This window comes from Mycobacterium sp. IDUB_17, from assembly GCF_055419465.1.
Window position 1 is genome coordinate 517355 of sequence record NZ_JBVAXS010000001.1, and the last position, 18839, is coordinate 536193.

The window sequence follows — 18839 nt, forward strand, 5'->3', positions numbered from 1 at the left end:
CCTCGCGCGAGCGCTCGTGGGTGATCAAGGCAGGGGCGCGCCCGGCTGCCACAGATTCCACTGCGCCAGGTGCTCGCCCGTCTTGGTGTCGGTCAGCACCACGTTGGTGACCAGTGCGCGGTAGACATCCCAGTAGACGTCGCCGTTGACGGTGGCTCCCGGAGGCGCGTTGCGCAGCGCCGCTTCGAGCCGGTTCGGCGCATCGGTGTGCTTGGGCGCGTACGCGTCGGCGTACGGGGTGACGCCGTTGAATGTGAACCCCAGCGCCATCGCGTAGGGGTTGGGCGCAGAGATGGTGGTCACCGTGATCGGGGCCCGCCACGGCCCGCCCTGGGCCCGCCACCGCGGCGAGCCGTTCCAGCCCCAGCCGGGCGGGACGTCACTGGCGAGCACGTCGTGCACGGTGACGTCGGCGACGATGCCGTTGGCGGTCTGGACCCGCAGCGTCTGACCGATGTTGCCGATGGGGGCGCCTTCGGCCGAGGCCGCCGGCGGGGCCACGAGGGCGGTGACGGCCACCACCATGGCCGTGAACATGAGCGCAAACCAGCGAGGCATGCCACGCATGATCGCACAAAGTGAAACGTGTTACAGCCGGATGGGTCAGGACACCCAGGGCCCGAAGCCGCCGACCTTGTCGATCCGGATGCGGGTGAGCCAGCCGGCCGGTGCGTCCTTCGGCGGGAACGGAACGTTCGGTGGGGAAAGCGTCTGCGCCAGTTCCTTGAGAAGTTCCGGTGCGCCGCCCTCGACGATGCGTGCCGTGCCGGTGATGGACAGGTAGGGACGCATCGTGTCGCGCAGCGGACCGGTGTCGGCGATCGTTACGGCGACCCGCGGGTCGCGGCCGACGTTGCGGACCTTCTTGTGTTCGGCCAGATGCGCGGTGACGAGCTCGTCACCGTCCGGGGTGGACTGCAACGCCACCCAGACCAGCGATACCTGCGGGCTGCCGTCCGGATTCAGTGTTGCGAGAGTGGCGTCGGCACCTGTGCCGATGAATTCGCGTGCGGCGTCGTTGAGTTTCACATCTGGTTCTACGGCTACGGGGACGCTTTCATTCCAGGTGTCAGTCCTCGGCGGTGTCTTGATCTTTCCCAGTCAACGATTCCAGGGCGGCGGTCAGTTCGGTCTCGAACCGTTGCGGGTCGGCGCCGAGGCGGTGCAGCGGTCCGTCCTCGGCTTCGGCCTCGGCCAGGGCGAGCAGGATGTGTTCGGTGCCGATGTAGTTGTGGCCCAGCCGAAGTGCTTGGCGGAAGGTCAGTTCCAGCGCCTTCTTGGCGCCCCCGTTGAACGGGATCAGTGCCGGAACCTCGCCGGCGGGTGGCGGAAGGGTGATGGCGGCCTGGGCGGCCTCGGCGGTGATGCCTTGACTCGCAAGGAGTTTGGCGGCGAGTCCGTCGGGTTCGGAGAACAGTGCCAGCAGCAGGTGCTCGGGAGTGATCTCCGCGTTGCCGGCCGCGTGCGCGGTGTTCTGGGAGACGACGACGACGTTGCGGGCCCGCGGGGTGAACCGGCCGAATCCGGCATTCGGGTCGAGTGCGGCCGGGTCGAAATCGGGAACCTTTGGCACAAAGCGCTTCTGGACCGCCTGCTTGGTGACGCCCATGGCCTTGCCGATGTCGGTCCATGAGGCGCCCGAGCGGCGGGCCTGGTCGACGAAATGTCCGATGAGGTGGTCGGCGATGTCGCCGAGGGCGTCCGCGGCGATCACCGCATCGATCAACTGTTCAAGAGGTTCGGTGTGAGCCTTCTTGATCGCGCCGATGAGGTCGTCGAGACGGACGGGGTTGGTGACGGTGACGGGTTGGCTCATGCGTCAACTCTAAGTTGACGACCCGTCATCGTCAACCGCAAGTTGACGATGGAGGCTGTCGGCGACGTAGTGGCCGGGCATCGACCCGCGCGGATCGGGCAAGATAGCGCCGGTGAATCTCGAAGAGCGTGTGCTCCGGCTCCTGCGACCCGTGCTGCGGCCGGTGATGCGGGTGCTGTCGTTGCGCGCCATCGTCATCGTCGGTGCACTGTCGGTGGTCGTCACAGTCATCACGCTCGGGACCTGGGTGTGGGTCGGTGTCACCAACGACCAGTACAGCCAGCTGGACCGGCGGCTGGATTCATTGAGCAGTCTGGGTGATGTGAGCACGCTGCTCACCGCCACGAAGCAGGGCTCGGCCGACAAGTCCATGCCGGATGACGGCGGCCTGGTCCGCACCGCACACATCGGCGGCGTCAGCGTCTCGGTGCCCAGCGACATCGTCCTGCCCCGGTTGGAGAACGGGTACGCCAACACCACGATCGACGGGGTCGAGTACCGCGTGCGCACGTTCACCGCGGGACCGGCCAGCATCGCGCTCGGCGCACCGCTGGCCGACACGCAACGGCGGATCGACGAGCTGCACCTGCGGGTGCTGCTGATCTGCGGCGGCGTCATCGGCAGCACCATCGTGGTGGGCTGGGTGATCTCGCTGGTGATGATCACGCCGTTCCGGCTGTTGGCCCAGCAGGCGCGGGCGATCAACGCCCAGTCCAAGCCGGACGAGGTGCAGGTGCGCGGTGTGCGCGAGGCAGTTCAGATCGCCGAGGCGGTCGAGGGCATGCTGGCGCGTATCGGCAACGAGCAGGAGCGCACCAAGGCCGCGCTGGAGTCGGCCCGCGATTTCGCCGCAGTGGCCTCCCATGAATTACGCACCCCGCTGACGGCGATGCGCACCAATCTGGAAGTGCTGTCCACCCTGGACATGACCGATGAGCAGCGCGAGGAGGTGATCGGGGACGTGCTGCGCACGCAGAGTCGCATCGAGGGCACCCTGACCGCCCTGGAGCGGTTGGCCCAGGGGGAGTTGACCACGGTCGAGGATTTCGTGCCGATGGATGTCACCGAGCTGCTCGATCGCGCCGCGCACGACGCGCTGCGCACGTATCCGGGCTTACGGGCCACTCTGATGCCCTCGCCGACGGTCTTGATGCTGGGCATGCCGGCGGGCCTGCGCTTGGTGATCGACAACGCCATCGCCAACGCCGTCAAGCACGGTGGTGCCACCGAAATCCGGCTCAGTGCAGTCAGTTCCGCCGACGACGTGCAGATCGTGGTCGACGACAACGGCTCCGGGGTGCCCGAGGCGGAACGGGCCGAGGTGTTCGAGCGGTTCGCCCGTGGCTCGACCGCATCGCGTTCGGGATCCGGTCTGGGTTTGGCGCTGGTTGCCCAGCAGGCCGAATTGCACGGTGGCACAGCCGCTTTGCTGGAGAGCCCGCTGGGGGGAGCGCGGCTGTTGCTGCGGCTGCCGCTGACCCGGACGCGCATGGAGGACGCGCCCTTCTAGGTTCAGGGGTGCGCAGGTTCCCCGGTGACGCGGTGATCGGCGTGGTTGAGTCCCTCCTGGACCAGACGGCTCAGATGCCCGTCGCGCAGCCGATAGAAGACCCGTCGTCCGTCCTTGCGGGTTTCAACCATGCGGGCGAAACGGAGTTTTGCCAGGTGTTGACTGATCGAGGTGCGAGAGGCTCCGGTGGCCTCGGCAAGTGCGGTCACATCGGCCTCGCCCTGGGTCAGGAGCCATAGCAGGTGCAGTCGGGTCCGATCCGCCAGCATTCGGAACGTCTCGCTGGCGACGTCGAGCCTCTCCTGGTTTGGTGCGCCCTCATGGACCAGGCTGTCCTGCAACCGCGACGATGGGCTCCCGGGCCGTGGTGCCATGGAACTCCCTCCCGTGACGCGGCCACATCGTGACTGCCGCCAGTGTCGCGAGTGTAGCCAGTGCGGCCAATAACAGGGCGGCAACAGCCTGGTTGAGCGTGGCGCCGACCCAGCCGGCCATCGGGTACGTGAGCAGAAAACCGGCGTGCGACAGCGAGAACTGCGCGGTGAAGACCTCGGTGCGGTTCTGGACGGTCGAGTTGCGGCGCAGTAGGCGGGCTGACGGAGTGTTGATCATCGAGGTGCCTGCACCGGTGATCGCCCACAGCGTGCACATGGCGATCCACCCCGCGGCTCCGGAGGGTGTGGCCAGGATGAAAAGGGTTGTGGTGCAGAGTGCTCCGGTGCAAGCTGCGGCACCGACGAGCATGACCGTGCGGTCGGAGATCAGATTGAGTAGGCGGGGCACAGTCAATGCGACCAGCATTGAACCACCGCCGAAACACGCCAGCGCTATCGCAAGACCACTGTCCTGACCGTCGAGCAGGGTTCGGACGTAGATCACAGTGTTGACCACCACCAGTGTGGTGGCTGCCGCGACGACGACGTTGAGGGCCAGCAGGGCGCGCAGGTCTGGAGATGACCGCATGATGTGTGCACCGTTGAGCAGGCGGTCCCGAAAATGAGCCGGGCGTGGGGCCTGCGGGGCAGCGGGGACTCGTGCCAGCGAGATGGCGGTGGCCGACGACAGGAATCCCACGACGGTTCCGAGGAACAGGGTGGGATAGCCGACCACGGTCAGCAGGGCCGCCGCGAGCATCGGGCTGGCCAGTGATTCCAGGTCGTAGGCGAGGCGGGACAACGATAGTGCCTTCGTGTACGTGTGCTCGTCTGCCAGGGCTGATGCGATCACCGCCTGATAGGCGGGCGTGAAGGTGGCCGATGCGGCCTGTAGCAGAAATACCAAAAGGTATATCTGCCAGACGGATTCGACGAACGGTAAGCAGAGCGCGACCGCGGCTCGCAGCACATCGGTCGCGATGAGGACCGACCGGGGCCGTAATCGCGAGGTGGCCGCGGCCATCAGCGGGGCCACGAAGACGTAGGCGGTCATCTTGATCGCCAGGGCGGTTCCCAGCACGGCCCCGGCGTTGTCGGCGGCGACGTCGTAGGCCAGTAACCCCAGGGCGACGGTCAGCAGACCGGTGCCCAGCAGCGCTACGACCTGCGCCGCGTACAGGCGCCGGAACAGCGGGATGCGCAGGGGATGGCTCGCCACGCCACCAGTATGTCAATAGGTGCGCAATTGCGCACCTATAGTTTTAGCCGGATCCTGTAGCCACGTAATCGGCACGCAAAGCGTCAGCAGTCCTGAACGGGTGACCGGGCCAGGATTTCGTCGAGGAAGCCCGCGGCCTCGCGCCCGGCGCGTTCCACATCGCCGGCGGCGATGGCCTCGACGAGGTCGTCGTGCGGGAACATGCCGCCGGGAGCCGCACTCGTGGTCGCGACGCTGGCGGTGATCGCCTCCAGTAGCCCGCGGTAGATCTCGATCAGCACCGGGTTGTGCGAAGCGCGCACGACGGCCAGGTGGAACTCGGTGTCGGAGTGGGTGAACTGCGCGTGGTCGGTGGTGTCGGTGTGTGCGAGGTGGGCGCGTAACTCGGCGAGGTCTGCTTCGGTGCGCGCGGTGGCGGCCAGGCGGGCGCCTTCCACCTCGAGGCAGCGTCGGACCTGCAGCACATCGCGTAGCTCGGATCCGCACAGCCGGCGCAGCGCTGCCGATACCTCGCTGGTGGCGCGCACGTAGGTGCCGTCGCCCTGTCGGACTTCGAAGATGCCGTTGTGTGCCAGTGCCCGGATGGCTTCGCGCACGGTGTTGCGTCCCACCCCGAGCGCCTCGACCAGTTCGGATTCGGTGGGGATCCGGCTGTCGACCGGCCATTCGCCGGAGGTGACCAGGGTGCGCAGTTGCTCGATGACCTGATCGACCAGGCCCGTGCGTCGCGTTGTGGCGAGCGGCACTCGAAAGTCCTTTCATCCAATCATGGGATGTATGGCATCATAGCCGGGTGAGTGGGACCCTGCGCAAAGAAACCCTGAACAGTTATGAGCACGATCTGGAGCTCGAGCTCGACGGTGCCGTAGAGGTCCGTCCCGGGACGATGGCGGCAGGCGGTGCCCTGCTGGTCGTGGCGGTGGTCCTGACCGCGCTGAACCTGCGCCCGGCGATCACCAGTATCGGACCGGTCCTCGGGGAAATGCGCGAATCGCTCGGGGCCTCGGCAGTCTGGGCCGGCGTGCTGACGACTCTGCCGGGGCTGTGCTTCGCGGCAGCCGGACTGACCGCACCGTGGTTGGCCCGCCGGATCGGGTTGGGCCGGGCGATCTCGGTCGCCCTGGTGATCCTCAGCATCGGCCTGGTCGCCCGGGTGCTGGACGGCCCGTACGTGGTGATCGGCGGAACGCTGGTGGCCACCGGGGGTATCGCACTGGTCAACGTGCTCATCCCCGTCGTGATCAAGGGTTCGTTCCCCGCCCGGATCGGCCTGATGACCGGCGTGTATACCGCCGCACTGCAGGGCGGCGGGGCACTGGGATCCGCGGTCACCCCGCCGCTGGAGCCACTGCTCGGTGGCTGGCGGGGAGCGTTGGGCTCCTGGGCCCTGGTGGCCGTCGTCGCGCTGCTGTTCTGGCTGGTGGGCGCGCGGGGAATCAGCACGGCCCGCACCGAAGCGGCCTCGTCGGGGACGACCGGTCGCTCACTGCTGCGCAGCCCGCTGGCCTGGACCATCACGTTGTTCTTCGGCTGCCAGTCGTTCCTGGCGTACATCGTCATGGGCTGGCTGCCCGAGGTGTTCATCGACAGCGGCGTCAGCAAGACCGACGCCGGTCTCCTGCTCGGGTTGGTGTCCATCCTTGCCGTCCCGATCAGCCTGATCGTTCCGCCGCTGGCGGCCAAGCAGAAGAACCAGAGTGGCTGGATCGTGGGGCTTGGCGTGGTCGGGATGGTCGGGATGATCGGCCTGCTCGTCGATCCCGGCGCGGCGCCGTTGCTGTGGAGCTTCTTCGTGGGCATCGGGATGAGCGTGTTCTCGTTGGCGCTCACCGTGATTGCGCTGCGCGCGCGGAACGCTGAGGACACTGCGCGGCTCTCGGGGATGGCGCAGGGCTTCGGGTACCTGCTGGCCGGTGTGGGTCCGTTCTCGTTCGGGCTCCTGCACAACATGACCGCCGGCTGGACGGCGCCGTTTGCCATGATGCTGGTGATCTATCTGGTGCAGATGGTGGCGGGTGCGCTCGCCGGCCGTGACCGCTACGTCTAGGTCACAAGCCTGGTTTGTGGCCCCACAACATCGCGGTGCCTACCGGTGATCGGTTGCCGCCGCGAACATTGTTGACGTGACCACCTACACCGCCTCGAGGCCGTTCCATACCGCTCTGCTGGACACCGCTGTGCTGGACGAGTTGGACAGTGCGGGTTCGGCCTTCCGGCACATCACGCCGAACTGGTTCGCCTCGGTGATGGGCACCGGAATCGTCGCGACGGCCGCGGCCACCCTGCCGCTGCACCTGCCGGGTCTGCACGGATTCGCCACTGCGGTCTGGATTCTCGCCGGCACCGTGTTGGTGGTGCTCACCGCGGCGTTCGCCACGCACTGGATCCGGCACCGCGAACAGGCGAAAGCCTATGCCGCGCATCATGTGGTGGGTCAGTTCTACGGGGCCCCGGCCATGGCGCTGCTCACCGTCGGTGCGGGGTCGCTGCTGCTCGGGCCTGCCATCATCGGTCCGTCCGCGGCGCTGGCGCTGGACGTGGTGCTGTGGACCGCCGGTACGGTATTGGGATTGGTTGTCGCCCTGTGGCTTCCGTTCGCGATGATCACCCGGGAGGACCACACCGATGTGGAGGCGGTCCCGGCCTGGATGATGCCCGTTGTTTCACCCATGGTCTCGGCGTCTACCGGTGCCCTGCTGCTGTCACACCTCGGTCCGGGGCAGGCGGGGATGACCCTGCTGGTGGCCTGCTATGCCATGTTCGGCCTGAGCCTGCTGGCCGGCCTGATCACCACGACCATGGTGTACTCGCGGCTCATGCACGGGGGCTTCAGCCAGGTGCAGGCGATTCCCACGGTGTGGATCGTGCTGGGTGTCGTCGGCCAGTCGATCACCGCGGCCAATCTGCTGGCCGCCCATGCCGGATCGGTGCTCACCGATGCGGCCACGGTGTCGGCGCTGCATGCCTTCGGCGTCGTGTACGGCCTGGTGATGGGTGGATTCGGGGCGTTCGTGTTCTGCCTCGCGACGGCGCTGACGGTGCATGCGGTGCGGCGCGGATTGTCGTTCAGCCTGACCTGGTGGAGCTTCACCTTCCCGGTGGGCACCTGCGTGACCGGTGCGTCCGCGTTGGGTGCCGCCACCGGTGCGGTGGCCATCTCCTGGCTTGCGGTCGCGTTGTACGTACTGTTGCTCGGCGCTTGGGCGACCGTCGCCACCAACACATTGCGCGGGGTGCGATCCGGTCAGCTACTGCGCGGCTGACCCTTGGTGGTTGCGCCGAGTGTGACGCAAAGGTCGTAAATCCATTGCGGAAACGCCCTTTGCGTCATTCTCGGCGATGTTGATGTGAAGCGATGTGGCTGAGCAGGTCGCGCACCGCCCCGGCCGGCGGGGTGCGGCCTCCCGACCAGACGGCCCGCAATTCGCGATGCAGATCCAGACCGGCGATGGGCACCTCGCGCAGCCGGCCCAGCGTGAGGTCGTCTTCGACGGCCAGCCGGCTCATCACGGCCGGCCCGGCACCGGCCAGCACTGCGGCGCGCATCGCTGCCGCCGAGGACAATTCGATCGCAGGATCGGCCTGACTGGTCGTTGGACCCAATGCGGATCGCAGTGCAGAACTGAGGGCATCCCTTGTGCCCGAACCAGTTTCGCGTGATACCAGTGCGGTCTCGTTGAGTTCGGCGGGGCTGATAGGGGCCGATCGGCGGGCCCACTTGTGATCCGGGGGTACTACGGTGACGAGTTCGTCATGGGTGATCGCGCGGCTGCGTAAACCGGCTGGTGCACCCGGGGATTCGATGAAGCCCAGGTCGGCCGACCCGTCGTGCACTGCGGCGATCACCTGGTCACTGTTGGCCGCGGTGAGGATGACCTGGGGCGCGGTCACACCCCGGCGTGCCGCGTCGGCCTGCAGTGACACCAACCAGCGCGGCATGAGTTGCTCGGCAATGGTCAGGCTCGCCGCAACGGTGATCCGGCTGTGGCTTTCGGTGCGCATCGCAGCCAGGCCGGCGTCGACGCGTTCCGCGACGTCGAGCAACTGGTCGGCCCACTCGGCGACGACCGCCCCGGCCGCGGTCAGACGGGATCCGCGCGGGCCGCGTTGCACCAGCCGCACCCCGGTCTGGGCTTCGATGGACGCCAGCCGCGAGGACACCGCCTGCTGGGTGAGTCCCAGCTCACGGCCCGCAGCTCCGAGGCTGCCGGTGCGGGCGATCGCCAGCAGCACTTCGAACGCTGCCAGCTCGGGCATCCGGGCGCTGAGCGGCATGTTCAGGATCGTAGGTTGTAGTCACAAACCATGCTTGTGAACTCCCCGGTTGTGGCCCCGCGATGGCAGTCGTGTAGCCTGGCCGACGTGACTATCGGTGTGTGTGCCAGCTATTGGCGCTTTATCAAGGCTCCGGGCGGAGCCGATAAAGCGCAGCACTAAGCACGCATCCACCCGGAGCCCAGGCAGTGACCATCGGTCGCTGCCTTTCGTCGTTATAGGGCGCCGGATTCTCTGCCAGGTGCCCACCACCAGGAAGGCACCTGAAAATGAACTTGGCGCAGACCGCCAACGCCCCCACCACATCGGACCGGCGGGTCCGTAGTTTCAGCGCGATTCCCAGCCCGCACGATGTGCTGACCGAGTTCCCGCTGGGGGAGCGCCGCGCCGAGCGGGTGGCCCGCGACCGCGACGAGATCGCCGACATCCTGGCCGGTCGTGATGACCGGCTGCTGGTGGTCGTCGGCCCGTGTTCGGTGCACGATCCCGCGGCCGCGCTCGAATACGCCAGCCGGTTGGTCAAGGTGGCCAACGAACTCAAAGACCAGCTCAAGATCGTGATGCGGGTGTACTTCGAGAAGCCGCGCACCACCATCGGCTGGAAGGGCCTGATCAACGATCCGGGCATGGATGGCACCTTCGACGTGGCCCGCGGATTGCGCATCGCCCGTCAGCTGCTGCTCGACATCATCGACATCGGCCTGCCTGTCGGGTGTGAGTTCCTGGAACCGACCAGCCCGCAGTACATCGCGGATGCCGTGGCCTGGGGTGCGATCGGCGCCCGGACCACCGAGTCGCAGGTGCACCGCCAGCTGGCGTCGGGCCTGTCGATGCCGGTCGGGTTCAAGAACGGCACCGACGGCAACATCCAGGTCGCGGTCGACGGCGTGAAAGCCGCTGCCGCCGAGCATGTCTTCTTCGGTATGGACGATATGGGCCGCGGCGCGGTGGTGAGCACCGCAGGCAATGAGGACTGCCACGTGATCCTGCGCGGCGGGACCGACGGACCGAACTACGGGGCCGACGCGGTGGCCGCCGCCGCAGCCAAGCTGACCGGTGCCGGGCTGCCGGCTCGTGTCGTGATCGATTGCAGCCACGCCAATTCCGGCAAGGACCATGTCCGCCAGGCGTCGGTGGCCGCGGAGGTGGCCCAGTTGGTTCGTGACGGGTTGCCGATCAGCGGTGTGATGCTGGAGAGCTTCCTGATTGCCGGTGCCCAGTCGCCCGAGGCCCGCCCGCTCACCTACGGTCAGTCGGTCACCGACAAGTGCATGGATTGGGACGCAACGGATCTGGTGCTGCGCGAGCTCGCGAAGCGAGAGGGTTAGTTCCCGCTCGATTCGGACTCGTCGGCCCCGGATTGCCAGCTGCCCGGCATCATCGGGGTCGTGGTGCCGCTGCCGAACGTGTCATCGGCCAGGGTGGTCAGCCCGGCCGGGCCGGCAACGACGGATTTCGCTGCGGTACCGGTGAATCCGAGGTTTCCGGCGCCGCTGCCGGAGGCGCTGGTGTCGGCGGGTTGCTCCGGTGGCGGTGTGGCGGCCTCGCCGTCGGCCGTCATGAACTCGTAGCGGTAACCGCGGTCCTTGGCCGTCCCGCCGCGACGTTTGCGGGCCTGGGCCCGTCGCTTGTCGATCGCGGCCGCCGTCGCGGCGGCAGCGGCCGATGCCCCGACTGAGTCGGAGGCCTGGGCGGTCGCGCTGTACCGCATCGTCGGGCCGAAACCGAACCCAGGACCGCCGCCCGGCACCGCGTAGATGCTGGTTTCCGCGCCGGTGGCCATCGGTGTAGGCGAGGGCGCCGGGGTGACCGGCGCCGAACCGGGTGTCGGCGCGGTCGGTGCGCTCGCGGGCGCCGATGACGGTGCCGGGGAGCCGGGCAGCGGGGCTACCGCAGGCTGCTCGGCGGGCGGGGTCATCTCATCGGCGGGCGCGTCGATCGGAATGTCGTAGGCCTGCGCCAGTCCGACGAGCCCGAGCATGCCGAGCATCGCAGGGGAGGCCGCAGCGACCGCCGCGGCGTACAACGGGGTGCCCAGCACCGCGAAGACTGCCGTGTACGCACCGAGGAAGAACACGTTGATATACGTGGTGAACAGCAGCGACGGGTCGGCAATGATCTCGGCGAGGACCTGGGGGATCTTCCAGGGCTCGAGAATGAATTCCCTGAGCTGGTCGTACATCCCATAGAAATGCTCAGACTTCCCGGCCAGCCAATTGCCGATCGGATCGTTGGCTTCGATCCACTTGACGAACTCCTCGTACGAACTGATCAAGTCGCTCAAGCTGAGGGACGAGCCAGATTCGGTGGCCTCCGTCGCGGCGGTGGCCTGCATCATCGTGGCGGACGCCGAACCGGCTTCGCCGACGCCCGGTGCCAGCAGCAGTGGTGCGGCCGCAGATATCGGTGTGGTCGCCACCGCGATCTCGGTGGCGGCCTGGTAGACGGTCATCGTGGTCGCGGCCTGGATCCACATGCGGACGTAGTCGGCCTCGTTGACGGCGATCGGGACCATGTTGATCCCGAAGAAGTTGGTGGCCACCAGCACACCGAGGGTTGCGCGGTTGGTCGCCAGCTCGGCCAGCGTCGGCATGGCCCCCAGCGCGGCGGTGTAGGACGCCGCAGCGGTCTCGATCTGGGCGGCCACCCCCGCGGTGCTGGCGCTGGTCTCGCTCAGCCAGGCGAGGTAGGGAACATGTGCCGCGGTGTAACGCTCGGCGCTCGCACCCTCCCATGCTCCGGCCTGCACAGTGCCCATCAAAGCGGTCAATTCGCTTGCCGCCAGGGAGTATTCGGTACTCAACGAACTCCATGCTCCGGCGGCTGCCAACAGCGGTCCGGCGCCGGGGCCGCTGCTGAGCAGGGCCGAGTGCACTTCGGGCGGTACGGCCATCCAGACCGGGGCGGTCATCGCGGACCGCCCACGAGGCTGGGGGACGGTGTGGCGTCGCTATTTGCTGCCGTGGGAATGGGGGTGCAGATAGTCATCGGCGTTGTCCGGGGTGCAGTGCATGCAGGTGCCCCGGTATCTCCTCTCGATCGCTTTGCTCCCCCATCGCACAAGTATGGTTAGCATAAGCTAACTTCAAGCGATTTGGGGTATGAACTTCCTATGTCTTGGCGGAATCGTCAATCTGGAGGCTGAGCTCAGCGGCGGTAGGCGGGCAGCTTCTCGGCGAGTTCGTCGAACACGCGCTGGTTGAGGCTGAAGGCCAGTTTCACCTCGTCGACCACGCGATCGATGTCGTCCCCGTCGAGGTCGAGCCCGTCGAGGCGGTCGCGGTAGGCGTCCTTGTACGGCTTGGGCCGCATCGGGAAGTCGTAGAACGCCAGCCCTTCGCCGTCGAGGTTGAACGAGCGTCCCAAGATGCGACCGATGGCCTGGCCACCGGAAAGGTCGCCGAGGTAGCGGGTGTAGTGATGCGCCACGAGCGCGCCGCCCCAGGGGGTATCGGCGAACCGGGCGCAGTAGGCGCGCACCGCAGGTGAGTCGACGTCGCGATCCGCGCCGGGCGCCCAGTGGGCCAGGTCGGCGTCGATGGCGTCCAACCGCTCGAGTGCGGGGTCGTACACGGCGCCGACGAGGGGGTCGTTGCGGTGCTGCCGGATGGCGGTCTCCAGTGCGGCGTAGATCGCCCGCAGTCGCAGCAGATAGTCGACGTAGCCCTGCTCGTTGACCCGGCCGCTCAGAAGTTCGGTGACAAACGGCGACTGCTCGGCGGCGTTGTGCTGGTCGGTCGAGTCCTGACGCATCGCCGCGGAAAGCGAACGGACGGACTCGGTTGCGACGGCACTTGGCGGCATTCTCGGCTCCACTTGCTAGGGCTCAACTTTGACATGTTGTCAGCATCCTGACAACTTGTCGAAAACCTAGCACGGTGCCGACAGGTTCGGGGGGCTACGGGTTCGGGGGTGGGTCGCGGCTAGCGCGTGGCGCCGAGTGCGCGCAGGACGAACCGCTCGATCGCCTCTACCGGAAGGTGGCGGGGCGCCAGGCACGCATGGATCAACGACATCGTGGCGGGTTCGTCGTCGATGACGAACTGCCCGGTGGCCACGCCCTGCGTCAGGATGTCGCGCAGTACGTCCTCGACCGCCACCACATGGTCGCGGATGGCCAGCATGGTTTCGGTCGACAATGCGCCGTAGAGCTGCATGCCCATACCCATGTGGAATTCCTGGCCGGCCTCCAGCTGATGCCGGATGTAGACCCCAAGGCGTCCGACCGGATCGTCGACCTCGGACAGGGCGGCGCGCAACCCGTCGAGGTAGCGGGTCGTCTCGTGCGAGGCGAACGCGATCACCACTGATTCCTTGTCGGGGAAGTGGTGATAGATCGCGGTCCGACCGATCCCGGCCTCGGCCGCGAGCTTGGCCATCGTGATCGCGTCGAAGCTGTGCTCGGCCATGAGTGTGGAGAAAGCCTCGAAGATGCGCTGCTGGACCAGCTCGCGGTGTTCTTCGACCGATGAGGCGCTGATCCTGGGCACGCTCGACTCTAACGCCCGCGATCACAGCGGAGTCTGTTAGTCCAGGCTTAGCTGCCGGATCGCGTTCGCCCGGTCCACTACAGTCTCGGTACCCAACTGAATGAAAGTGGTACTTCGTGCTGCATGCCTTGCGGGGCTTACCCATCCCTTCGCGTTTCGCCACTGCTGCGCGCACCCTGCACCCGGTCGGTTTGTCGGTGGCGCTGCTGTTCTTCGCCTGGTCGATGAGCCCGTCACTGCTGCCGCGCGCCTGGTATCTGCAAGGGGTCGCGACGGGTATCAGTGTCGGGATCGGGTACGGGCTGGGGTGCGCCATCGCGTGGGTGGTTCGCCGTTGCGGGATCAGCCCGCAATGGTCGTCGCGCACCGGCAGGATTGGGTGGTGGACGCTGGCCGGTGCCGCTGTCGTGGTCGTCCCGATGTTTCTGGTGCTCGGGTCATGGTGGCAGCAGATCTTGCGCGATCTCATCGGGATGCCGCGCACTGAGCGGTCCTTCTACTTTCTGGTGTTGTTGATCGCGGTGGCCATCGCGGTGGCGCTGGTCGCCATCGGACGTGGATTGCGTTGGGCCACCAATCGTTTGACCGACATGGGCGGGCGGGTCGTACCCGGCCCGGTGGCCCGGCTGGCCGCGGTGGTCATCGTGGTGACCCTGGTGGTGATGGGGCTCGATGGTGCCCTGCATCGCGGACTGCTGAGCATGGCCGAACGTTCCGCGAAAGTGGCCGACAAGAGCACCGCCGAGGGCGTGGCGCAACCGAGTGCGCCGGAGCGTTCCGGTTCGCCGGCTTCGGCGCAGGCATGGGACACCCTCGGGCGCGAAGGGCGCAGCTTTGTAGCCGGTGGCCCGAGCGCCCAAGAGATCTCGACGGTGACCGGCACTCCGGCGCTCACCCCGATCCGGGTGTACGCCGGCCGCACTTCCGCGGACAGTGTCGAAGGTATTGCCGAGCAGGTGATCGCCGAACTGCGCCGCACCCACGCCTTCGAGCGCAAGGTGCTGGCCGTCGTGACCACCACAGGTCGGGGTTGGGTGAACCCCAACGTCGCGGCCGCCCTCGAATACGTCAACGGCGGGAACACGGCGATCGCGTCGATGCAGTATTCGTTCCTGCCCAGCGCGCTGTCCTTCATCGCCGACCGGGAGACCCCGCCGTTGGCCGGGCAGGCGTTGTTCGAAGCGGTGCACGGGGTTTGGGCTGCCCTGCCGGAGGCCAAGCGGCCGAAACTCGTGGTGTTCGGGGAGAGCCTGGGTTCCTTCGGGGGACAGTCGGCGTTCGCCTCCGGTGCGGACATCGTCGCCCGCACCGACGGTGCGCTGCTGGTCGGTACACCCAACTTCGCGCAGCCATGGAGCAGGATCACCGCCAACCGGGATCCCGGTTCGCTGGAGCGCCTGCCGGTGGTCGACGACGGCCGCCACATCCGCTTCGCTTCTCGGACCTCCGATGTGAATCTTCCTGGCCCGTGGGAGTTTCCGCGCGTGGTGTTCTGGCAGCATGCCGGCGACCCGATCACCTGGTGGTCCTTCGATCTGCTGCTGCATCGCCCGGACTGGCTGCGGGAACCGCTTGGGCCCGACGTGGACCCGGGGATGCGGTGGCTGCCGTTCGTGACGTTCTGGCAGGTGACGCTGGACATGATCTTCTCCGCCGACGTGCCGTACGGGTACGGGCATGCCTTCGGCCCGGACGCCACTGATCTGTGGGTCGACATCCTGGCGCCGAAGGGTTGGGATCCCGCGCTGAGCCAGCGGATCCAGGATGCGATCGCGGGGAGCGATCAGTCCGACTGACCGATAGCCCGGCGGTTTGTTGACGCAACTGATAATTTGCTGCTGGCACGCCGCCGGGTACGGGACATCGGAGCCCCGGCCGATACAGGCTTCAGCGAGACGAGATCGCGGCGATCGAGGACGCTTTCGACTCCGTGCACATCGGCGGGGCGGCACGGTCGTGTCGGTGTGAGTCATTACGCCGGTGCGTGGCGGGCAGCGCATAGTCTGCGCGGTGTGGGTGGACTGTTCGGGTGGGCGATCGCGGTGATGTTGCTGTTCTGGCCGATCCTGTTGGCGATCGGTGCCGTCGCGTGGCGCAACGAAGTGCTTGCCAATCGGATTCGCGCGAATCAGGCTGACCTCAGAATCCTTATCGGACAGGTGATGGACGAGGCGGCCCGCGGGCGCGAACTCGGTGCGGAGAAGTCGTTCGTCGCATGGCGCGTCGACTGGGCCGAAGACGGTGTCATGCGAGTGGAGAACACGGGCCGTGACAAGGCCCGCTCCGTCACGGCCAAGGCGTCGAACGCCTCTGGGGCGGCCGAAAAGACCGTGAGTTCGGTGGAACCGGGCGGCGCTGTCGATCTCGGTGTTGTCCTGGCCGCCGCGGGTGACACCGAGGTCGAGCTCACATGGCGCACAGAACTGGGCCGCTGGACGACCGAACGGTACGTGCCCAAGCGCTGATCGATGCCACAATCGCACCTTTGAGCGGATGACGGGATTCGAACCCGCGACCCTCACCTTGGCAAGGTGATGCGCTACCAACTGCGCTACATCCGCGCGCCACAAGCGAGATCGTCGCCCGTCGCGATGCAGAACACTAGCCCACCGATGCGCGCGGACACAAATCACTCGGTTTTGACTTGCATTGCGGGGCAACGTAAAAGGTGCACGTCAGCGGGGTGGTGTCGATGATCAGGATGCCCGCGGCAGACGTCACAGGGCAGTTCGTAGGATTCGTGGATGCCGCTCAACGTCGGTGAGACGTTCTCCGTGTTCCGGATCGATCGACTGTTGGGGCCAGGGGAGACGGGGGAGGTCTACCTCGCGCAGCACCCCAGGCGCCCCGGCCGTGACGCGCTGACGGTGCTGCCCGAGGACTGGTCCGCCGAACCCGGGTACAGGGAACGGTTCTGCCGTGAGGCGGATGTGGCCGCCACGCTGTGGCACCCCAGCATCGCCAGGGTCCGCGGTCGCGGGGAATTTGACGGTCAGCTCTGGATATCGATGGACTTCGTCGACGGCACGGATCTCGCTGGTCTCCTCGATCAGCGGTACCCGAACGGCCTGTCGCGCGAACAAGTTTTCAACATCATCATCGCGGTTGCCGGGGCGCTCGACTACGCGCACAAGCATGGCTTGCTGCATCGCGACGTCAGGCCGGCCAACATCATCCTCACTGACGTCGACGGTGATGCGGAGTCGCGCGCCGTTCTCGCCGACCTTGGTATCGCGCGCAGCATCGGACCTGCGGACCGGCCCGGCTACGCCGCACCTGAGCAACTGGTGGGGGAGGACGTCGACGGCCGCGCAGACCAGTACGCGCTGGCCTGCACCGCGTACCACCTCTTGACCGGGATGCAACTGTTCGCGCACTCCAATCCCGCTGTCATGGTGAGCCGGCACGTCAACTCGAAGCCGCCGGTGTTGGCCGACACGCGGCCCGAGTTGGCCGATCTCGATCCGGTGCTGGCCAAAGCCCTTGCCAAGAACCCGGCTGATCGATTCGACAGCTGCGGCGCTTTCGCGCACGCGCTGGCCGATGAAACGCCGATGCCCGCACTGACTTTGACGCCGGCGCCGGCCGCACCGGCGGCCAGCCAACGGACCGCCGGGTATCGAGTACCCGCGAAATGGGCGCCCGTAGCGGCTGCCGCCGCCGTTGGCGTCGTCGCCGGAGTCGGAGTGTGGCAGCTGTGGCCATCCGCTGGCGCCGCAGCGAGCGAGCAGCCGAGCCAACCGCCGAGCGCAGCCATTGCAAGCGCCACGGACGTGGCGATCGCCCCATCGCCGAGCGGCCCGGTCTTTGACGGCCTCTACCGCCTCGACTACGACAACCTCCACGCCACCCTCAACGGCACCCCCTGGCCGGGGGCGGGCAACCAAATCGCGAGTTATTGGTGGGCATTCCGATCGACCTGCAAACCGTCGGGATGTGTTGCGACGTCGACGCGGATGGACAGCTCCAACCATGCCGTCCCCCACATGGAAGGTGGCGGGATGACGGCCGTCTTCCGCTTCCTCAACAATTCTTGGCAGGGTGATCCCGCGAGAGGCTCGCTGCCCTGCGAGGCGCCGATCGTCGGGCAAGCGCAGGCCATGGATACGGCGTTGGCATTGACGCCGCAGCCTGACGGCGGGCTGGCCGGCGTTCAAACCACCACCATCCAATCCAACGAGTGCGGGCTGCAAGGTGCGGTGATCACCGTGCCCGTCCAGACCACCCGGATCGACGACGTTCCACCGGGCAGCCCGATCGCCGACCCCGCCGCGGTTGCGGATCCGCTGCCGCCCGCTCCTCAATTGCCCCCGCCGATACCGGGGGGCCCTCCGGTTCCCGCGCCTCCGCTGCCCCCGGCACCACCGCCGCCCGCTCCGCAGGTGCCCCCGCCGCCGTCAATCGGCCCGCTCATGCAGAACCCCGGCCCGCCGGCCGCTCCGTGGGCGCCGGTCGCCGCTCCACCTGCGCCGCCCCCGCCGGTCGGTAACTAAGAATCGGGATCGAATTGGTACAAGTTCAATCCCAGTATCGCGCACCCGCGTACTCGAGACCGAATCATCGACGTGAACCCCTGTCTGGTGCGTGGTGGCGGCAGAGTGTCCCGCAAGATCAAACCCAAGCCCGCGACCCTAGAGGAACTGGCTGGCTACGGCTACGGCTACGGCCGCGATGCCCGAGCAGTACCGCCTTATGGTGCCGCTCGCCCCACGGTGTCCGCTGCGGTTCGGGGAGTTGGTCGAGTTGCGCCGACTCAACGCGACAAGGACGGCAATGACGTCGTCATCCGTGAGGGCGTCGTGAAGGTCTGCCGAGGCGCCGTGCGGGTGGGCGGCAATTGGATCGTGGGTGGCCCTAAGTCGGAGGCCGGCGCGCGTGACGTGGCGGTTCCGCCGCACCTGGTGCCGATGGTTAAGGCCCATCTGGAAAAGCTGCGCCGTGACGATCTATTGTTCCCCGCCGTCTCTGGCGGCCACATGCAGCCCAGCACCTTGTACCGCCACTGGTACAAGGCCCGCACCGCGGCGGGACGCGAGGATCTGCGCTGGCACGACCCGAGACATAGCGGAGCGGTACTTGCCGCACAGACCGGGGCAACGTTGGCCGAACTGATGGCGCGCCTTGGGAACTCGACCGCGGCGGCGATGCGCTAGGG

The 18839-nt window shown here is 67.2% G+C and carries 18 protein-coding genes and 1 tRNA gene; 8 read left to right on the forward strand and 11 right to left on the reverse strand.

Features of this window, described 5'->3' with window-relative positions:
• Window positions 1-24: 24 nt before the first annotated feature.
• The 3 genes from ACZYZ7_RS02615 to ACZYZ7_RS02625 are packed head-to-tail and all read right to left on the reverse strand — an operon-like array spanning window position 25 to window position 1816.
• Window positions 25-558 (reverse strand): hypothetical protein, encoded by a 534-nt coding sequence (locus ACZYZ7_RS02615; RefSeq protein WP_135453900.1) that lies wholly within the window; start codon window positions 556-558, stop codon window positions 25-27.
• Window positions 559-603: 45 nt separating this feature from the next.
• The gene (locus ACZYZ7_RS02620) at window positions 604-1029 is read right to left on the reverse strand and encodes a PPOX class F420-dependent oxidoreductase (RefSeq protein ID WP_463740119.1); all 426 of its coding nucleotides are present in this window, start codon (window positions 1027-1029) and stop codon (window positions 604-606) included.
• A 40-nt stretch (window positions 1030-1069) separates the two neighbouring features.
• Window positions 1070-1816 carry a Clp protease N-terminal domain-containing protein gene (locus ACZYZ7_RS02625; protein ID WP_135453902.1) on the reverse strand — a complete coding sequence of 249 codons (747 nt, stop codon included), beginning with the start codon at window positions 1814-1816 and terminating at the stop codon, window positions 1070-1072.
• 166 nt (window positions 1817-1982) lie between these two features.
• Between ACZYZ7_RS02625 and ACZYZ7_RS02630 the strand changes: the two genes are divergently transcribed.
• Window positions 1983-3326, forward strand: coding sequence for a sensor histidine kinase (locus ACZYZ7_RS02630; protein WP_167858109.1), 1344 nt, complete (start codon window positions 1983-1985; stop codon window positions 3324-3326).
• A 2-nt stretch (window positions 3327-3328) separates the two neighbouring features.
• On the opposite strand, the gene ACZYZ7_RS02635 is transcribed toward ACZYZ7_RS02630, so the two are convergent.
• From ACZYZ7_RS02635 to ACZYZ7_RS02645, 3 genes are all read right to left on the reverse strand, one after another.
• The gene (locus ACZYZ7_RS02635) at window positions 3329-3700 is read right to left on the reverse strand and encodes an ArsR/SmtB family transcription factor (protein ID WP_135453904.1); all 372 of its coding nucleotides are present in this window, start codon (window positions 3698-3700) and stop codon (window positions 3329-3331) included.
• On the reverse strand, window positions 3645-4919 hold the full coding sequence (locus ACZYZ7_RS02640; protein ID WP_463740120.1) for an MFS transporter: 1275 nt from the start codon (window positions 4917-4919) through the stop codon (window positions 3645-3647). Before ACZYZ7_RS02640 ends, ACZYZ7_RS02635 begins: the two co-directional genes overlap by 56 nt.
• An 83-nt stretch (window positions 4920-5002) precedes the next feature.
• Window positions 5003-5665: a FadR/GntR family transcriptional regulator gene (locus tag ACZYZ7_RS02645; protein ID WP_135453905.1), complete on the reverse strand. Its 663-nt coding sequence runs from the start codon at window positions 5663-5665 to the stop codon at window positions 5003-5005.
• 140 nt (window positions 5666-5805) lie between these two features.
• On the opposite strand from ACZYZ7_RS02645, the gene ACZYZ7_RS02650 reads away from it, so the two are divergent.
• Both ACZYZ7_RS02650 and ACZYZ7_RS02655 read left to right on the forward strand, forming a co-directional pair.
• The gene (locus ACZYZ7_RS02650) at window positions 5806-6966 is read left to right on the forward strand and encodes a CynX/NimT family MFS transporter (protein ID WP_463740538.1); all 1161 of its coding nucleotides are present in this window, start codon (window positions 5806-5808) and stop codon (window positions 6964-6966) included.
• A gap of 76 nt (window positions 6967-7042) precedes the next feature.
• On the forward strand, window positions 7043-8182 hold the full coding sequence (locus ACZYZ7_RS02655) for a TDT family transporter (RefSeq protein ID WP_463740121.1): 1140 nt from the start codon (window positions 7043-7045) through the stop codon (window positions 8180-8182).
• A 64-nt stretch (window positions 8183-8246) separates the two neighbouring features.
• Here the strand turns inward: ACZYZ7_RS02655 and ACZYZ7_RS02660 are convergent, their stop codons facing one another.
• Window positions 8247-9194 carry a LysR family transcriptional regulator gene (locus tag ACZYZ7_RS02660; protein ID WP_463740122.1) on the reverse strand — a complete coding sequence of 316 codons (948 nt, stop codon included), beginning with the start codon at window positions 9192-9194 and terminating at the stop codon, window positions 8247-8249.
• 269 nt (window positions 9195-9463) lie between these two features.
• Here ACZYZ7_RS02660 and ACZYZ7_RS02665 point away from each other — a divergent pair, with 269 nt between their 5' ends.
• Window positions 9464-10522: a 3-deoxy-7-phosphoheptulonate synthase gene (locus tag ACZYZ7_RS02665; protein WP_463740123.1), complete on the forward strand. Its 1059-nt coding sequence runs from the start codon at window positions 9464-9466 to the stop codon at window positions 10520-10522.
• Here the strand turns inward: ACZYZ7_RS02665 and ACZYZ7_RS02670 are convergent.
• From ACZYZ7_RS02670 to ACZYZ7_RS02680, 3 genes are all read right to left on the reverse strand, one after another.
• Window positions 10519-12105, reverse strand: a complete 1587-nt coding sequence (locus ACZYZ7_RS02670) for a PPE domain-containing protein (protein ID WP_463740124.1) — start codon at window positions 12103-12105, stop codon at window positions 10519-10521. The two genes, ACZYZ7_RS02665 and ACZYZ7_RS02670, sit on opposite strands and share 4 nt — an antisense overlap.
• Before the next feature lie 236 nt (window positions 12106-12341).
• Window positions 12342-12998: a biliverdin-producing heme oxygenase gene (locus tag ACZYZ7_RS02675; protein ID WP_463740125.1), complete on the reverse strand. Its 657-nt coding sequence runs from the start codon at window positions 12996-12998 to the stop codon at window positions 12342-12344.
• 119 nt (window positions 12999-13117) lie between these two features.
• Window positions 13118-13684, reverse strand: a complete 567-nt coding sequence (locus ACZYZ7_RS02680) for a TetR/AcrR family transcriptional regulator (protein ID WP_463740126.1) — start codon at window positions 13682-13684, stop codon at window positions 13118-13120.
• A gap of 116 nt (window positions 13685-13800) precedes the next feature.
• Here ACZYZ7_RS02680 and ACZYZ7_RS02685 point away from each other — a divergent pair, with 116 nt between their 5' ends.
• Window positions 13801-15480, forward strand: coding sequence for an alpha/beta hydrolase (locus tag ACZYZ7_RS02685; protein ID WP_450068983.1), 1680 nt, complete (start codon window positions 13801-13803; stop codon window positions 15478-15480).
• Between the two features lie 216 nt (window positions 15481-15696).
• Window positions 15697-16149, forward strand: coding sequence for a hypothetical protein (locus ACZYZ7_RS02690; RefSeq protein ID WP_450068984.1), 453 nt, complete (start codon window positions 15697-15699; stop codon window positions 16147-16149).
• Window positions 16150-16172: 23 nt separating this feature from the next.
• On the opposite strand, the gene ACZYZ7_RS02695 is transcribed toward ACZYZ7_RS02690, so the two are convergent.
• Window positions 16173-16245 (reverse strand) — tRNA-Gly (locus ACZYZ7_RS02695).
• Window positions 16246-16428: 183 nt separating this feature from the next.
• Here ACZYZ7_RS02695 and ACZYZ7_RS02700 point away from each other — a divergent pair.
• Both ACZYZ7_RS02700 and ACZYZ7_RS02705 read left to right on the forward strand, forming a co-directional pair.
• Window positions 16429-18177 (forward strand): serine/threonine-protein kinase, encoded by a 1749-nt coding sequence (locus ACZYZ7_RS02700; protein WP_463740127.1) that lies wholly within the window; start codon window positions 16429-16431, stop codon window positions 18175-18177.
• A gap of 105 nt (window positions 18178-18282) precedes the next feature.
• Window positions 18283-18837, forward strand: coding sequence for a hypothetical protein (locus ACZYZ7_RS02705; RefSeq protein ID WP_463740128.1), 555 nt, complete (start codon window positions 18283-18285; stop codon window positions 18835-18837).
• The last annotated feature ends 2 nt before the right edge of the window (window positions 18838-18839 follow it).

Bases quoted from the DNA above. Each gene is read 5' to 3' on its own strand.
- ACZYZ7_RS02615 (WP_135453900.1), bottom strand. From the start codon at position 558: ATGCCTCGCTGGTTTGCGCTCATGTTCACGGCCATGGTGGTGGCCGTC.
- ACZYZ7_RS02625 (WP_135453902.1), bottom strand. From the start codon at position 1,816: ATGAGCCAACCCGTCACCGTCACCAACCCCGTCCGTCTCGACGACCTC.
- ACZYZ7_RS02630 (WP_167858109.1), top strand. From the start codon at position 1,983: ATGCGGGTGCTGTCGTTGCGCGCCATCGTCATCGTCGGTGCACTGTCG.
- ACZYZ7_RS02635 (WP_135453904.1), bottom strand. From the start codon at position 3,700: ATGGCACCACGGCCCGGGAGCCCATCGTCGCGGTTGCAGGACAGCCTG.
- ACZYZ7_RS02650 (WP_463740538.1), top strand. From the start codon at position 5,806: ATGGCGGCAGGCGGTGCCCTGCTGGTCGTGGCGGTGGTCCTGACCGCG.
- ACZYZ7_RS02660 (WP_463740122.1), bottom strand. From the start codon at position 9,194: ATGCCGCTCAGCGCCCGGATGCCCGAGCTGGCAGCGTTCGAAGTGCTG.
- ACZYZ7_RS02665 (WP_463740123.1), top strand. From the start codon at position 9,464: ATGAACTTGGCGCAGACCGCCAACGCCCCCACCACATCGGACCGGCGG.
- ACZYZ7_RS02670 (WP_463740124.1), bottom strand. From the start codon at position 12,105: ATGACCGCCCCGGTCTGGATGGCCGTACCGCCCGAAGTGCACTCGGCC.
- ACZYZ7_RS02675 (WP_463740125.1), bottom strand. From the start codon at position 12,998: ATGCCGCCAAGTGCCGTCGCAACCGAGTCCGTCCGTTCGCTTTCCGCG.
- ACZYZ7_RS02700 (WP_463740127.1), top strand. From the start codon at position 16,429: ATGCCGCTCAACGTCGGTGAGACGTTCTCCGTGTTCCGGATCGATCGA.